The 15,029-nt window shown below is 40.6% G+C and carries 15 protein-coding genes; 12 read left to right on the top strand and 3 right to left on the bottom strand.

The window, feature by feature from the left end:
• Window positions 1-481: 481 nt before the first annotated feature.
• Genes MN869_RS12805 through MN869_RS12795 form a run of 3 tightly spaced genes read left to right on the top strand, consistent with a single transcriptional unit; the run spans window position 482 to window position 2,672 of the window.
• Window positions 482-955, top strand: coding sequence for a YfiR family protein (locus tag MN869_RS12805; RefSeq protein ID WP_004804270.1), 474 nt, complete (start codon window positions 482-484; stop codon window positions 953-955).
• 5 nt (window positions 956-960) lie between these two features.
• The gene (locus MN869_RS12800) at window positions 961-2,184 is read left to right on the top strand and encodes a diguanylate cyclase (protein WP_171551392.1); all 1,224 of its coding nucleotides are present in this window, start codon (window positions 961-963) and stop codon (window positions 2,182-2,184) included.
• Window positions 2,185-2,192: 8 nt separating this feature from the next.
• Entirely contained in the window at window positions 2,193-2,672 is a 480-nt protein-coding gene (locus MN869_RS12795; RefSeq protein WP_004804266.1) for an OmpA family protein, read from the top strand.
• Between the two features lie 48 nt (window positions 2,673-2,720).
• On the opposite strand, the gene MN869_RS12790 is transcribed toward MN869_RS12795, so the two are convergent.
• Entirely contained in the window at window positions 2,721-3,731 is a 1,011-nt protein-coding gene (locus MN869_RS12790; protein ID WP_243307882.1) for a metallophosphoesterase, read from the bottom strand.
• 103 nt (window positions 3,732-3,834) lie between these two features.
• On the opposite strand from MN869_RS12790, the gene MN869_RS12785 reads away from it, so the two are divergent.
• Window positions 3,835-5,463 carry a phospholipase D family protein gene (locus MN869_RS12785; RefSeq protein ID WP_243307880.1) on the top strand — a complete coding sequence of 543 codons (1,629 nt, stop codon included), beginning with the start codon at window positions 3,835-3,837 and terminating at the stop codon, window positions 5,461-5,463.
• Here the strand turns inward: MN869_RS12785 and MN869_RS12780 are convergent.
• Window positions 5,456-6,286 (bottom strand): lysophospholipid acyltransferase family protein, encoded by an 831-nt coding sequence (locus MN869_RS12780; RefSeq protein WP_004804261.1) that lies wholly within the window; start codon window positions 6,284-6,286, stop codon window positions 5,456-5,458. The two genes, MN869_RS12785 and MN869_RS12780, sit on opposite strands and share 8 nt — an antisense overlap.
• A 190-nt stretch (window positions 6,287-6,476) precedes the next feature.
• On the opposite strand from MN869_RS12780, the gene MN869_RS12775 reads away from it, so the two are divergent.
• From MN869_RS12775 to MN869_RS12750, 6 genes are all read left to right on the top strand, one after another.
• Entirely contained in the window at window positions 6,477-6,617 is a 141-nt protein-coding gene (locus tag MN869_RS12775; protein WP_004804260.1) for a hypothetical protein, read from the top strand.
• A 74-nt stretch (window positions 6,618-6,691) separates the two neighbouring features.
• Window positions 6,692-8,035 (top strand): ribosome rescue GTPase HflX, encoded by a 1,344-nt coding sequence (gene hflX, locus MN869_RS12770; RefSeq protein WP_243307878.1) that lies wholly within the window; start codon window positions 6,692-6,694, stop codon window positions 8,033-8,035.
• A gap of 43 nt (window positions 8,036-8,078) precedes the next feature.
• Complete coding sequence (locus MN869_RS12765; RefSeq protein ID WP_167248767.1) at window positions 8,079-8,441, top strand: hypothetical protein; 363 nt, start codon at window positions 8,079-8,081, stop codon at window positions 8,439-8,441.
• Window positions 8,442-8,452: 11 nt separating this feature from the next.
• On the top strand, window positions 8,453-9,121 hold the full coding sequence (locus MN869_RS12760) for an LrgB family protein (RefSeq protein ID WP_004804255.1): 669 nt from the start codon (window positions 8,453-8,455) through the stop codon (window positions 9,119-9,121).
• An 87-nt stretch (window positions 9,122-9,208) separates the two neighbouring features.
• Window positions 9,209-9,652: a DUF2147 domain-containing protein gene (locus MN869_RS12755; protein WP_017401947.1), complete on the top strand. Its 444-nt coding sequence runs from the start codon at window positions 9,209-9,211 to the stop codon at window positions 9,650-9,652.
• Between the two features lie 225 nt (window positions 9,653-9,877).
• Window positions 9,878-10,327: a DUF2147 domain-containing protein gene (locus MN869_RS12750; RefSeq protein WP_243307876.1), complete on the top strand. Its 450-nt coding sequence runs from the start codon at window positions 9,878-9,880 to the stop codon at window positions 10,325-10,327.
• Between the two features lie 63 nt (window positions 10,328-10,390).
• Here the strand turns inward: MN869_RS12750 and MN869_RS12745 are convergent, their stop codons facing one another.
• Window positions 10,391-12,574 carry a carboxy terminal-processing peptidase gene (locus tag MN869_RS12745; protein WP_005318120.1) on the bottom strand — a complete coding sequence of 728 codons (2,184 nt, stop codon included), beginning with the start codon at window positions 12,572-12,574 and terminating at the stop codon, window positions 10,391-10,393.
• 249 nt (window positions 12,575-12,823) lie between these two features.
• Between MN869_RS12745 and nagZ the strand changes: the two genes are divergently transcribed.
• Entirely contained in the window at window positions 12,824-13,846 is a 1,023-nt protein-coding gene (gene nagZ / locus MN869_RS12740) for a beta-N-acetylhexosaminidase (protein ID WP_243307865.1), read from the top strand.
• 304 nt (window positions 13,847-14,150) lie between these two features.
• Window positions 14,151-14,993 (top strand): class I SAM-dependent methyltransferase, encoded by an 843-nt coding sequence (locus MN869_RS12735; protein ID WP_243307864.1) that lies wholly within the window; start codon window positions 14,151-14,153, stop codon window positions 14,991-14,993.
• Window positions 14,994-15,029: the final 36 nt, after the last annotated feature.

The following is a 15,029-nucleotide window of genomic DNA, read 5'->3' as shown; positions in this document are numbered from 1 at the left end:
TACCATTCAATCAATGAAATATTTTCGATTGATCAACCAGTAAAAATCCACACAAGTTGTTCTTCTATTCTCTTAATGATCTTCTCGATGATTCGTCATCATCAAGCTAGGTCGGCTATATTACTCTCAATTTCTTAAAAGTCAACAGGTAATTTAGATATTTAGCAAACTTATCAATCATCCCAAGAATCTAACCTTTCTAGCCAAATCCTTGTTTCTCAACAAGTTTTTATCTGCATCACCGCCGATGGATGTGCATTCTACAGTATTTCAGGTCAGGTGCAACCCCCTTTTTCAAATTATCTTAAATTATTGCATCAAGCGCCTATTTTTTGAACTGAACAGTTACTTTTAATGCTTTTTCTTTGTGTTTAAGAACTTTTTTTAAACAATTAAGTCCAGTAGAATATGTCTCTTGCTTCACATTTTTTGGCACTTTTGATTGAAAATACGGTTTGCTGGTAAAAAGGCTCGATATTTATTGCTTGCTGCATCTTTTGCTGCGAGCCCGCTTTGCTATGCGATATCAACGCATAACTTTTATGAATTGGCTTTATCAATATTAAGTTATAGCAAATGGTCCAACACAAATCGTCCAACCATTTGTGTTATTGACAATCAAGATGCTGCGAATCAGTTCCAAAGTAATATTCGTCAGCTTGCTTATGAATATCAAGTTCAGGCAGTCAGTGCTAAAGACTTCCCTAAAACAGAATGTCATGTAGCTTATTTCACAACAACATCGCCGCAACAACAGCAAAACTTGATTCAAGCCTATCCATCCCGATCGTTGCTTTCATTAAGTACCAATAACCCGGCCTGTGAAATTGGCAGTATTTTCTGCCTATATAATAAGAAGACCTTTTCTACGTTTAAGGTAAATTTGGATGCGTTAAGTTATTCCAAAGTGCATATTGATCCTCGTGTTTTACTTTTAGCAAAGAATGCAGGGTGAACAGGATGATTTCTAATTTATATCAATCAACTTCCTTGCACGCCTTATTCCGTAAGTCGCAGTTTGCGATCTTTGCAATTACTTTCGTAATTTGTTCTTTTACATTTGCCACAATTTCCATGTTCACGATGGAAACCTATGCAAAACAAAATTTACAGTTATTAAGCCAAACGGTTCTGGAACGTGTTCAACCTGCAGTGGTGTTTAGAGATAAAGGTGCAATTGATCAGATCCTTGATGATTACACCAGTGAACATGCTATCCGCAGTATTCATGTTTATGATCCACAGCAACAACTATTGGCTGAAAGTACCAAAAAAGTTGAACATACATCAGTGATGCAAGATTTAATGGATCGTTGGTTTTTACATGATCCAGTTAAACTCATGGTAGTCCATCATAAGAAAAAAGTAGGCGAACTGGTGCTCTATGGCAGCTCCGAGAATATTTTGCACTTTTTAAAGACTATTATTATTGGTCTTGCAATTTCAATGTTCTTCATTGTGATTGCTTTATTGTGGTCGGTGAATATTACCTATCGCCAAATTATGCAAGCAATCAAGCCACTCACCCATATTGCACAATTGGTGAGTGATCAAAAAGCCTATAACTTACGCTTCCCCAACAACCATATTCACGAATTTCAAAATTTAAATACCGTATTTAATGAATTGTTAGAAGAAATTCAAATTTGGCATACGCATTTGCAAAAAGAAAATCGTCAACTGTCATTCCAAGCCCATCATGATCAACTGACGAGCTTGCCAAATCGCCATTATTTTTATCAAGAATTATTTAATATCTTCGAAAACCCGCAATATCGTCACAACTCGGCCTTATTATTTATCGACAATAACAAGTTTAAAATGATTAATGATGAGTATGGGCATTTAGCGGGGGATGCGGTTTTAAAAGAAATGGCGTCTCGTTTAAGGCTATCGGTTCGCCATGAGGATTTCATTGCGCGTTTAGGTGGTGACGAGTTTGCCATCATTCTACATGCAATCCATCACACTGATCATTTAACCACAATCGCTGAAGGCGTTCTCGCAAGTTGTGAGCAGCCTTTAGCATTTAATGGACAAATGATTCATTTCGGTTTTAGCTTAGGGGTTGCTTTTTCTCAGTTTGCAGAGAATCCAGAGGATTTAATTATGCAAGCCGATCAAGCCATGTATAAAGCTAAAAATCTAAACCCACATTGGTTTCTTTATAAACCAGAAATTTAGGACATGTTATGCGCACTCACACCATTAAAATTTCATTTATTGCGTTGCTCTGCCTAACATTGGCTGGCTGCTTGAGTTTTGGCCCGTTGAAATATCGTCAGGTCAAAATGCTAAAGAAAGAAGGTTTCGTGCTGACAGATGAAGGCTGGACACTGGGCCTACCTGAACGTTTATTATTTGATTTTAATAAGGCAGAGATCAAACCTGAACATCAAAAAGAGATTGTTCGTTTGGCCACTCAATTAAATAAATATGACCTACAAAAATTAAAAATTGTTGGTCATACCGATGATATTGGTAATCCAGAATACAATCAGAAACTCTCTGAAGAACGTGCTCAAAGTGTTTCAACCATTTTTGTCGCTCAAGGCTTTAAGCAAAATAACCTAACTGTTGTGGGTCGCGGCTCAAGCCAACCTTTTGTAGCCAATACATCAGATGAAAACCGTGCCAGCAACCGTCGAGTGAATGTCATCATTATCCCATAAACCATCATCACAATAAAAAAACCGACTTAATAAAGTCGGTTTTTTTATTTAAATTAGTTCAATGATATCAATCGTTGGTGGTACCCGAAAGCGAAAAGGTACACCCACCATCCCCGTTCCAACCGTGACAAACACATCCGCATGTTCATGGGTGTAGAAACCTTTCTTATGCCCCAAAATTGAAACGCGTTTCATAATATAACTGGTAATCCACGGCAGTTCGATCTGCCCACCATGTGTATGCCCCGACAGCATTAATGGGCGCGTTGGTAACTCAGGCACCATATCTACAGTGTCGGGATTATGTGACAAAATCAACCAAGGCTTATCTTGTGGTAAATCTGGCATAAAACGCATATTCGCCTTCCCTGCCCACAGATCTCCAATCCCAATCAAACGAAACTCATCAAAATCAACAATTTTCCCTTCGATATCGATGACATTGTTCTGTTCGAGTGCCCGGCTTAATAATGCCTGAATTGGAGGACCTGGATATTGTTCATCATGATTGCCAGGTACCGAATAAACAGGTGCCTGAATTTGCTTTAAAACCTCAAGCTCCTGTACCAAGCGATTTTCAGGCTCGTAGGTCCAATCACCAGCAACCACAACCAAATCAGGTTGCGCTTGATTGAGTTTCTTCACAATGCTTTTTAATTGTCGTTCATGTCCTGAAAACAATCCAACATGCATATCTGCAACTAAAGCGACTTTAATTGGTCGGGTAAATTCACGTTCTGAATTGAGTCGATACTGATGATGTTGAACATGAATTTGATGGGGTTCAATAAAACGGGCATAGACCAACACACTGCTCAGTAAAAAAATAAAGCCCGCCTGATGTAAGCTGTAATATTCAACCCAACCGGCATATAGACTAAAAAAACAAAGTGGAAGCAATAAATAAGACAGATAAAAAGCCAATAAATGAACGAAAGCTTTAAATGGATGGATGGTTTCCGTGCGGGCTTGGTGAATCCAAGCCTGAATTAATGCCCAAAGTGCCAAAACGGCAAAAATAAGGTAAAAACCAAGAATAATAGTATCTGAATTCGACATTACAGCCCTCATTAATTTCACTTTAGGGACAGGCATTTCATCTTATATTTATCTTTTTCGATGAAATGGTATACTCGAGCCCAACTTTTAATCAGTAACGATTATGACGCAATTTTCTCATTTAAATAGCAAACATACAAAGATAAGTACAACCGCTTACAATAAAAGTATGATTGCGATTTATTGCTCAATTGCACTGACCGTTACCGGTTGTAGTACCTTACCTAAACATAAAATTGAACCTGTCATTCAAACAACCACACAAATCGACACCTCACAAACATCTTTAGCACAAGTGATTCGCCCCCTACAAGAACAACACCCCCAGCTCACGGGTTATCACGTTTTATATGAGCCACTAGAAGCACTCGCAGCTCGACTTCGTTTAATTGATAAAGCCGAAAAAACCTTAGATTTACAATATTATATTTGGGATAACGATAAAGTTGGCGCCTTGGCCCTACATGCATTAATCCGTGCGGCAGATCGCGGTGTTCGAGTTCGACTACTGATTGACGATAATAATGCCAAGCATACCGAAGGCATCTTTTTAGCATTGGCACAGCACCCGAATATCGAGGTAAAGCTCTTTAACCCCTACCGTTTCCGCAAATATCGTGCAATTGATATGGTACTGGATCTAAAGCGTATTAACCGTCGGATGCATAATAAAAGTTTCATTGCTGATCATCAGGTGGCTTTGATAGGTGGGCGAAATATGACCAACCAATACTACAATGTCAGTGATACCTATCAGTTTTCTGACGTGGATGTGATGCTATTCGGCACCGCTGTAAATGATATTTCCAAATCATTTGATGATTACTGGAATCATGAATATGCCTATGATGTCCGAGAAGTGGTTAAACAAAGTGCTCACCGTTTAAGCTATGAAAGTCTGAAAGAGCAACTTGATGAGCACTATAAACGAATCACGGTGCAAAACTATGTTGATTTAACCAGCCACTCTCAAGCCGTCGACGCACTCATGGATCGGGATATTTCACTCGATTGGGTCAAAGCAGAAGTCGTCAAAGACTCACCAGATAAAATCAAATCTAAAGCTAAAAAAGAAGAACATCTCAACTTCCAGTTAATTAACCATCTCGAACAACCAGAAAAAAATATCGATTTAATTTCTGCTTATTTTGTTCCAGAAAAAAAAGGGACAAAAATTTTAAGTGATTTGGCACAAGATGGTATCGAAGTCAGAGTATTGACCAACTCCTTTAAGGCCAATGATGTTGCAGTCGTGCATGCCTTTTATGGTAAATACCGCCAAGAACTGCTGGAAAATGGCGTACAACTGTATGAGTTTTTACCTGCACTTGATAAAAGTGATTTAGATAAACACACTGAAGAGCTGGCAAAAAAAGCCAAGGTTAATATCAAAGGTTTAAGTCGTTCGAGTCTACATGCCAAACTGATGGCACTCGATGAAAAACAGGTCTTTATTGGTTCTTTTAATTTTGACCCGCGTTCCGCTTATTTAAACACCGAGATTGGCGTATTACTCAATAGCCCCCCATTGGCGCAAGCGGTGCATGCGACCATGGATCAAAACTTAAAGACTTATGCCTATCGCTTAGTTTTAGATGCCAACAAGAAAATTACGTGGCAACGTGAAACACCACAAGGTCCTTTGATTTATACCAAAGAACCCAAAATGAAATGGTGGCAAAGAGCAGGCATGAAAGTGATTTCATGGCTCCCGATTGAAGGGTTTATGTAGTTTCCACGCTTTCTGGTAGCACGGACAATACTTTTCGCTGCAAGCGCTCTAGACCAGCACGCATTTGGCGGTCAACTTCCTTGGTCAACGTTTCTACCGTATGTCCTTCGACTGGAATGGCAGGTAATGTCATTAAATGTGCGGTGACCTGAGGCATCTCCAAAACACGTTGCACATGCTCTGCAAATGTCATTTCACCGATAAACGGCGCAACCAAATCCAGTTCACCTTGTTGGTTCACATAGCAAATCACACAAATCTGCACAGGTCGTTGCGCTTCAATTGCAGCACCTAATAAGCGACCATGTACTTTTTTGACTTTACTGCCATCGGTGGTGGTTGCTTCAGGAAAGAACAGTACAGGAATATCTTGTTTTAAGAATTCAGTAATTTGCTCACGAATCCGAATCGAATCACCTGAACCACGCTTAATAAATAAAGTGCCACCGCCTTTTGCCAAGTTTCCTAAAATAGGCCATTTTTCAACTTCGGCTTTGGCCAAGAAAAAGATGCGTGCACCTGAGCCCAACACAGCCACATCTAACCAAGAAATATGGTTACTCACCCATAAGGCTGGCTCACGAGGAATAGTGCCGTGAACTTGGACTTCAATATTAAAGACTTCACACAAACGACGGCAGAAATACTGTACATAACGGGTATTTACTGGATTATTCGGATCTTTATACAAACCATGACGGTAAATAAGATAGAAGCCTTCACCAATCGTCTCCAGACCTGAGGCTAATTTTTTACTGTATAAACTGAACTTCGAAAACAAACTTAAAGGTGTGTTATTTACTGTTGTTGCTTGTTGAGTCATAAATTCTTAAAACCGTACGCATGTATGCACGTGTGCATTGGATTAGTCTTGTTATATCATGCCGATATCAACTAATAGAAGTTTCCTCCATAACAAAAAACGAATGTGAGCATAAATTTTTTCAATTTTAAAAGATTTATCAGATCAAATATTATAAATAAATCGAATTTACAGATTAAAAGGTGATGTGATGAACCAGCAAAGCACGACATCTGAGCCACAAACCACTATTCCTTATGGCTATGCCTTAAGAATGTTTCTAGGCTGGTCAATTTTATATATGGGAACATTAGTCGGATTCATTGAACTTTTACGTCGTAATGTCATATAAATCCACTAAGTCTTTGCCCTTTGCTTGAGGTTTATTCTAGAATAAGATTTTAAAAATAAGGATTTCAGAGCAGCGTGGAAAATTTTGAGCAGCGTCAAAGTGGTGAACGAGCGATTTTAGTTAGTGTATCCGTTCAACTTCTCGATGATCTCGATGCTGAAGAGTTTCAATTACTCGCCCAATCCGCAGGCGCTGAGATCCTTGAACATATTTCTGTACAACGCAACAGACCTGATCCTAAATTTTTTATTGGTTCAGGTAAAGTCGATGAGATTGCCGAGTTAGTCGAGACTCTCGAAGCGGAATTAGTCATCTTTGACCATTCACTCTCGCCTGCGCAAGAACGTAATCTAGAACGAATTCTCAAGTGCCGCGTAATTGACCGCACTGGTTTAATTCTGGATATCTTTGCACTCCGTGCGCGTACCCATGAAGGGAAATTACAGGTTGAGCTAGCTCAGCTTAAACATTTATCCACCCGTTTAATTCGTGGTTTTACGGGCAACTTAGAACAACAAAAAGGTGGTATTGGCTTACGTGGCCCAGGTGAGTCACAACTGGAAACAGACCGCCGCTTGATTCGAGTGCGTATTACTCAACTCAAAGATAAACTGGTTAAAGTACAACAGACTCGTTTACAAGGTCGAGCTGCAAGACAAAAAGCTGCTATTCCAACGATCTCTTTAGTCGGCTATACCAATGCTGGGAAATCGACTTTATTTAATATTTTAGCCAAAAGCGATGTATATGCTGCCGATCAACTGTTTGCGACCCTCGATCCTACCTTACGTCGCTTAGATTGGGACGGTATTGGTACCGTTGTGCTCGCAGATACGGTCGGATTCGTTCGTAACCTGCAACATGATTTGGTTGAATCGTTCAAAGCCACCTTAGAAGAAACTTTAGAAGCAACTTTACTGCTACACGTCATTGATAGCAGTAGTCCGAATATGCCTGAACAGATTGAAGCGGTAGAATCAGTCCTCAAAGAAATCGGTGCCGATGCCCCGATTTTGCATGTCTACAATAAAATTGATCTCAGCGGTGATGCCGCCAAAATCATTTATAAAACAACTGATGTCCCTGATCGGGTCTATGTTTCAGCCCATGCTCGGCAAGGACTTGAATTACTCAGTCAAGCCGTACAACAATGTCTGATGGGGCAATTACAACAGTTTGACTTAGTGCTAAAACCCGCTTACGGTAAACTGCGAACACAGCTCTATACGCTGAATGTAATTCAATCGGAACAGTATGATGAGCAAGGCGACCTCCATGTATCTGTATGTATTGCACCACATAAACTGGAACAAATCATTAAACAAGCACATTTACCATTAAACGAAATTCTTGGAGAAAAAGCTTCCTTATTTCAACGCCCTTTGGAAGAATTTGAAATACATCATCCGTCCCTATAATGACGATCAGCCATCGTTCCGATAAACGAGAGTTAGAAAGAAAATGAAAAATATTGATTGGACAGCTTGGTTTGGCACGATTTTATTAATCATCGTCTATCGTGAAGGGGCTGTCGCAATCACGCAAGCTTTTGGTCATCCTGAATTAGGTAATCTGGTCGGACTGATTAGCTTATTAGCAACACTGTTAATCTGGAGACGTTTTAGAAAAATCTCCAATCGCCTGATTGATACCAACAACAAAATCTTAAAAGAAAGTGCATTTGCTTTTCTACCGATCTGTGCAGGTTCATTAATCATGTTGGTACATATGGGTAAAGAAATTCCTGCATTTTTATTTATCTTAACGTTTAGCACATTATTGCCATTATGGATTTATGCCAAAATGGCGAAGCGTTGGTTATAAGGAGCTGATCTATGTCGATGGTTATTTATGGCTTCATGATTACCTTCATTAGTTATCTTCTTGCCAAGCCACTGAATCAAAAATTTCCACAAATTCCACTGATTGTGTTTGGCATGTTTATTGTGATTGCTTTCTTGGCAATCTTCGGCATTCCTTATCAACAGTATATGGATAACGTGAATGGCGTTTTCAACCATCTACTCGGCTATGTCACGGTTGCCTTGGCAATTCCCTTAGCCGCGATGCGCTATGATGATCTACCGCTAAAATCGATGATTGGGATCTTATGCTTTGCCAGTATTAGTGCGGTTGCCCTACCGATGGGACTGGCCTATTTACTGCACATGTCTGAACCAACGATTATGGCTTTTGCAACGCGTGCTGTGACTACTCCAATTGCCTTGAACATCGCCACCCTACTGCATGCCCCTTTGATGATGGTCACCTTGATTGTGATTTTATCAGGTGTGATCGGAGCGGCATTCTCCCCTTGGATTTTAAAGCATATTCATGATGAACGTGCTTCGGGTCTGGCACTCGGTTTAGCTGCGCATGCAATTGGTACAGCTCAAGCATGGCAACGCGGTCCTGTCACTGGCCGTTATGCAGCCTTTGGCATGGCAGTAAATGGTGTATTTACAGCCATTTGGCTCCCGACCTTTATTCTATCTTTATCTTAAAATTTGCCGCAGATATCACATAAAGATTGAACTAGTTGTCATATATCCGCCATAATGCAAGCTTAAACGTTAAAAGGATTTTTAATGATGGGCAAACAATTATTAAGTGCGTTACTTTTATCTGCGGTGAGCAGTTTTACTTTTGCAGAGGATATTACGGGGCTCTGGCAAAGTATTGATGACAAGACGGGGGCGCCTAAAGCATTGGTTGAAATTCGTAAAGAAGCGAATGGAACGTATGCAGGCAAAGTAGTTAAAATTACGCCACGTACAGGTTATACACCTAAAGAAACCTGTGTGGATTGTCCTGCACCCTATACCAATAAGCCAATCATTGGTTTAGACGTGGTAACGGGTTTGAAATATAGCGAAGGCTTGAACTATACCAATGGTCGTATTCTCGATCCGAATTCAGGCAAGATTTATAGTATGAAAGCCAAACTCAGTGCCAATGGTAAGCGTTTGCACTTACGTGGTTATCTCGGTGTATCGGCATTGGGTCGCAATCAGATTTGGATTCGTGCTGAGTAAAATCAATAAAATTTAGAGCCATAATACGCACTCCTCTCGGATCAAATTGATCTCGGTTCTAGCCAAAAGCTTCTTCACGATATGAAGAAGCTTTTTTAATTTCAGCATAAAAAATTGATTGAAATTTCAAATATTAAAAATATACAACCGCAAAATAATGATTGAATCTCGAATTAGAAATCCGAAATAATAGCAGGACAGCCATGGCAGCAAGGAGGCTTTAACATGCACATGTCCACAAAACTGATCTCTTCTCTCTTCTTATTTTCACTCAGTCATGTTGCTTTTGCTCAAGACATTGCTGGGATTTGGCAAAGCGTTGATGATGTAACAGGTGCCCCCAAAGGACAGGTTGAAATCATACAAGAAGCCGATGGCTCCTATACGGGTAAAATTATCAAAATTACCCCGCGTACGGGCTATACCCCCAAAGAATTATGTACGGGCTGCCCTGCACCTTATACCAATAAGCCAATTTTAGGTTTAAATGCGATTAGCAAGCTAAAACATAAAAAGGACCTCACCTATACAGGTGGGAAAATCTTGGATCCGAACAGTGGCCGTGTCTATAGCTTGACTGCAAAACTCAGTAGCAATGGACAACGCTTACATTTACGTGGTTATGTCGGCGTCTCTGTACTTGGCCGTAGCCAAATCTGGATTCGTGTCAATTAAGTTGATACAAAAAATAAAAAGCCCTGTTATACAGGGCTTTTTATTGATCAAATGATACGAGGCTTAACGACCTTGCAACTTCGAATAATCTAACAAGACATTTGCAGCTTCATTGATGAAGGTTTCTTCTTCAGGCAATGGTGGACGCAAATGTGCTTTCATTTTGGCACGAGATTCAACCAATGCATCAATAGATGCCTGATAACTTTCCCAATTTGCATACGGTGCTAAACCTGTTGCAGTACGGCGTTGATTTTCTGCATTCAAGGTTTGTTTCTCAAGATCAATCAACTCGGCACGGCGCTGATTAATATCGAGCACCACTTTCTTTTGATCCGAAGTTTTCTTGGCAATTGCTTTACGTGCTTCTAAATATTTAAATTGAGAATCTGCCGCAACACGTTGTTCAGATGATTGAGTCAGTTTAGCAACATACGGTTGCACTGAACCTTCACGTTTGAATGGTGCTGTTGGAATGGTATCCCACTTCAAGGCATTTTTCGCTTTACGCTCACCAAACTCCTCATTGTAAATATCAACCAACTTGATATCTGGGATCACACCTTTATTTTGGGTACTACCACCCGTAATACGGTAGAACTTACGTTGCGTCAATGTTGCCTGACCGTAAGCCAAAGAATCTAACTGAACCTGTGCCGTCCCTTTACCTGTTGTGGTACTACCAATGATAATCCCGCGCTCATAATCTTGAATCGCCGCAGAGTAAATCTCACTTGCAGAAGCCGATGCTAAGTTAACCAATACCGCCATTGGACCCGCATAGATTTGCTCACCACCATCAGTATCTTCAAACACATTGACATTACCGTTACCATCACGGATTTGTACCACAGGACCAGACTTAATCACCTGACCGAGCATACGGGCAACTTCTTCGAGAGAACCACCTGGGTCATTACGCAAATCAACCAAGATACCTTCTACTTTTTGTGCCTTAAGTGAATCTAAGGCTTTGGCTGTATCTTCAGAGACTGAACGATATTCAGTACCTGCACGACGTGAGCGGTAGTCAAAATAGAAAGATGGAATTTCAATCACCCCAAACAGATGTTTTTTACCATCACGGGTAATTTCAACCGTACGTGAACGCACCCCTGCATCTTCTTCTTGAATAATGTCACGGGTTAAGGTCACATTACGGGCTTGGCTCATTGATGCACCTGCACCCAATAAACGCACCACAACTTTGGTACCACGTTTACCACGAATTAACCCGACGATTTCCGAACTCGGCCAACCAATCACATCCACCATTTTCTCGCCATCTTGAGCGACGCCAATGATACGATCTCCTGATTTCACCTGACCCGATTTACTGGCTGGGCCACCCTCAACGATGGTCTCAATTTTGGTGTAGTCTTCATTGCCACGTTCAGGACGGATCGAAACACCAATTCCCTCTAATTGTAGCGTGGTCTGACGATTCAGCTCCATCGCATCAATGGGTGGGTAATAGTTACTATGCGGATCGTAAGTCGCCAACATTGCATTCAATGTTTTCTCTAGCACGTCATCGCTTTTCACACGTCCAATACGCTCTAACTGACGGGTATAACGCTTAGTTAAGGTCTGCACTGGGGTTAGATCTTCAGGTCCAGTCAAATCCTGACCATTCGCTAGCGATGGATCTGCCTTTAAAGCTTTTTGCTTCGCCTGCTCTTCTTCTTTACTAATGGTTAAATTGATCAACTGCGACACTAGCATTTGCTGCCAATGTTGTTGTTGCTCAGCCGTCGTTTTGAAATACGGTGCTTTTTCACGATCGGTATCGAGATAGACATCTTTTTGATTTAAGTTCTGCGGCTTTTTCAACTCTGCCAACATAAACTCATAAAATTGTTTCAAACGATCACGGTATTGCGCATGAATCGCGAAAGGTCCTGTTAAGTTACCCGCTTTTAACGAACTACCAAAATTCGAACCATATTTCTTTTGATATTCTTCAACTTCACCGTTTAGAAATAATGAATGATCTGGATCAAGACTATCCAAATACATATTCAAAACACGGTTTGAAGTTGCTGCGTCTAAGCGCATATTTAAATAATGTTGACGATCTACCAATGTGGCTAACTGACGTGCAACCAATGCCTGCTCTTGTGATGGCTTGATTACCGTTGAAACGACAGGTGCCTCAGTCGCCGCAAATGCCTCATTTATGGTATGAGAGAAAAATAAACCACCAGTCGCGATTGCAACTGCACACGCTATCATTTGAAGTTTCATAAAATTTTGGTACTTCCTTGGATATGGCAATTATTACATGCAGATGTGATTAAGATGAATATATTTCACCCAACTACTTCGCTACACGTAAAACTCATCGGTCATCATAAATAAATAACCAACAAGCACTTATCATCAATATCATGTAGTTTTATCATATTCTGTACTGACAAAATGTAGCAAATCATTGCACAATTTAGCTATCGTTTTTTTCACCAAATTTTTCATCAAAATTCTAACGGAATCCTTATGATCGGCGCGTTGATGCTAGATATTGCTGGCACAGAACTTACTCAAGAAGATATTGAACTATTACAAGCTCCGCAAGTCGGCGGCATGATTTTATTTGCACGAAATATTGAATCCCCTCAACAAGTACGTGCCTTAACTGACCATATGCGTCAAGTCCGCCCAGATATCCTGATTGCGGTGGATCAAGAAGGTGGCCGCGTACAACGTTTAAGACAAGGTTTTACCTTACTTCCTGCGATGGGACGTCTAGGTGAACATTACCTAAGTCAGCCACAACAAGCGATTGAACTGGCTGAACAATGTGGCTGGTTAATGGCGATTGAAGTCCTCGCGGTCGGTATTGATTTTAGCTTTGCCCCTGTTTTAGACCTGAATGATGTCAGTGATGTGATCGGTGATCGTGGTTTTGCCAAAAACATGCAAGATATCGTGCCATTGGCAGATGCTTTTATGCGTGGTATGAAAAAAGCGGGCATGGCGACTACGGGCAAACATTTCCCTGGTCATGGTTCAGTCAAAGCTGATTCACATGTTGCCGCTGCAATTGACAGCCGCTCGTATCAAGAAATCTATGACAAAGACATGCAGAGCTTTATCAAATTAATGCCTCAGCTTGATGCGCTAATGCCAGCCCATGTGATCTATGATCAAATCGATCCAAATCCAGCAGGCTTCTCACCGTTCTGGTTACAAGAAATCTTACGTCAACAACTTAAATTTGATGGCGTACTCTTCTCCGATGACTTGAGCATGCAAGCTGCGTGTGTTGCAGGCGGTGCGGATGCACGTATTCAAGCTGCCTTAAATGCGGGTTGTGATATGGGCTTAGTCTGTAATGACCGTGCAGCTGCATGTACTGCATTAGATGGAATCCAAACATTAGCGTTACCAAACCAACAACGTTTAGAACGCATGCGCGGCAAAATTCCAAATATTCAGGTTGGTACGACATTGACTTTAGACGATGAAAACTGGCAAAGCGTCAGAAAAGTCATTGAAGAGTTTAAGAATTCGTTCTAACTTTAGTGAGTAATTGATAAATCTTTATGGCGTAAGATTGTCTCAACAATTGGATACTCGCTCACGTCATCCACAACCTGCGTGGTTTATGCAAAATGCTGTTTTTGCAATTAAATCAAAAAATATCAGGCATTAAACAGGTTTTGTGGATGACAATGGTTTTGCCTACTTTTCCCGAAAGAAAAGTAGGTCGAGCCGAAGGCTGTTGACCAAAAAAAGATGAGAACACAGCATGACTCTGCTATGAAAATTAAGGCATAAAAAATATCAAAGATAAATTTATGGAAAATAGAGTCTAGGACAGATGACACAACAACTTTCGAAACATCGCCACATTTCATTTACCGCACACTACACAGGTTACATCTGGTATCAAATGGGGATTTCACATCCAGCACTGGCAACCGCCAAAGGAAAAACGCTAGCAGCCTTAGTTCATCCAATTGAAAGCTGGGCAGAAAAATATGTCGGTGGTAGCATGCGTACCACACTGAAACAACGCCACAGCATGTTGGATAGCCACTTAAAAGAATTAATTGAGCAACATCCTGATTTACAAGTGCTTGAAATTGCATGTGGCCTATCACCACGAGGCTGGTGGTTTAGACAACATTATCCAAATATCACATACCGTGAACTGGATTTACCCGATATGGCAGCGACCAAACAAGCTGCACTCCAACAAATTGAAAGTCATGTGGATGAAGTTCTGTCTGTCGACTTATTTACCGATGCCTTTGCTGCTGCATTTGAAGTATTTGATCCTCAACGCCCATTGGTGATTATGAGTGAAGGACTCATCAATTACTTTGAAAAACCAATGTTACAGCAACTCATTCAAGCCATTGCCAACTACGGTCAAAACTTTAAAGAGCTGCATTATTTAACAGACATCTACCCAGAACCCACCCAAAACAAACTAGCAACGATCATCTGGAACAGCAGCCGTTTATTAAAATGGATGTCACGCAGTGCATTTAGTTTTCATTTTAAAAACCCAGCCGAGGTCGAGAATTTCTTTCAAGAAGCAGGTTTTAATCAAGTTGAAGTCCTGCAGCCAAAGCAATTTTTTGAACAAGCAACTTTAGAAAATACGCAGCAGCATTTAGGTGACTTGGTCTGGGTGATTCAGGCGAGCAATAAATAAATAGGGATCATAAAAAAGGGAAGTGGTTAATCACCA

This window comes from Acinetobacter sp. NIPH1876 (assembly GCF_022808535.1).
Classification (GTDB): domain Bacteria; phylum Pseudomonadota; class Gammaproteobacteria; order Pseudomonadales; family Moraxellaceae; genus Acinetobacter; species Acinetobacter higginsii.
The sequence above is the reverse complement of the archived record's forward strand: the minus strand, read 5'-3'. Positions and strand labels throughout refer to the sequence as shown.

Coding starts and splice junctions, on each gene's coding strand:
- MN869_RS12760 (WP_004804255.1), top strand. CDS start 8,453: ATGTCGATGGTTATTTATGGCTTCATGATTACCTTCATTAGTTATCTT.
- MN869_RS12780 (WP_004804261.1), bottom strand. CDS start 6,286: ATGACTCAACAAGCAACAACAGTAAATAACACACCTTTAAGTTTGTTT.
- MN869_RS12785 (WP_243307880.1), top strand. CDS start 3,835: ATGACGCAATTTTCTCATTTAAATAGCAAACATACAAAGATAAGTACA.
- MN869_RS12800 (WP_171551392.1), top strand. CDS start 961: ATGATTTCTAATTTATATCAATCAACTTCCTTGCACGCCTTATTCCGT.
- MN869_RS12775 (WP_004804260.1), top strand. CDS start 6,477: ATGAACCAGCAAAGCACGACATCTGAGCCACAAACCACTATTCCTTAT.
- MN869_RS12795 (WP_004804266.1), top strand. CDS start 2,193: ATGCGCACTCACACCATTAAAATTTCATTTATTGCGTTGCTCTGCCTA.
- MN869_RS12790 (WP_243307882.1), bottom strand. CDS start 3,731: ATGTCGAATTCAGATACTATTATTCTTGGTTTTTACCTTATTTTTGCC.
- MN869_RS12745 (WP_005318120.1), bottom strand. CDS start 12,574: ATGAAACTTCAAATGATAGCGTGTGCAGTTGCAATCGCGACTGGTGGT.
- MN869_RS12750 (WP_243307876.1), top strand. CDS start 9,878: ATGCACATGTCCACAAAACTGATCTCTTCTCTCTTCTTATTTTCACTC.
- MN869_RS12735 (WP_243307864.1), top strand. CDS start 14,151: ATGACACAACAACTTTCGAAACATCGCCACATTTCATTTACCGCACAC.
- nagZ (WP_243307865.1), top strand. CDS start 12,824: ATGATCGGCGCGTTGATGCTAGATATTGCTGGCACAGAACTTACTCAA.
- MN869_RS12755 (WP_017401947.1), top strand. CDS start 9,209: ATGGGCAAACAATTATTAAGTGCGTTACTTTTATCTGCGGTGAGCAGT.
- MN869_RS12765 (WP_167248767.1), top strand. CDS start 8,079: ATGAAAAATATTGATTGGACAGCTTGGTTTGGCACGATTTTATTAATC.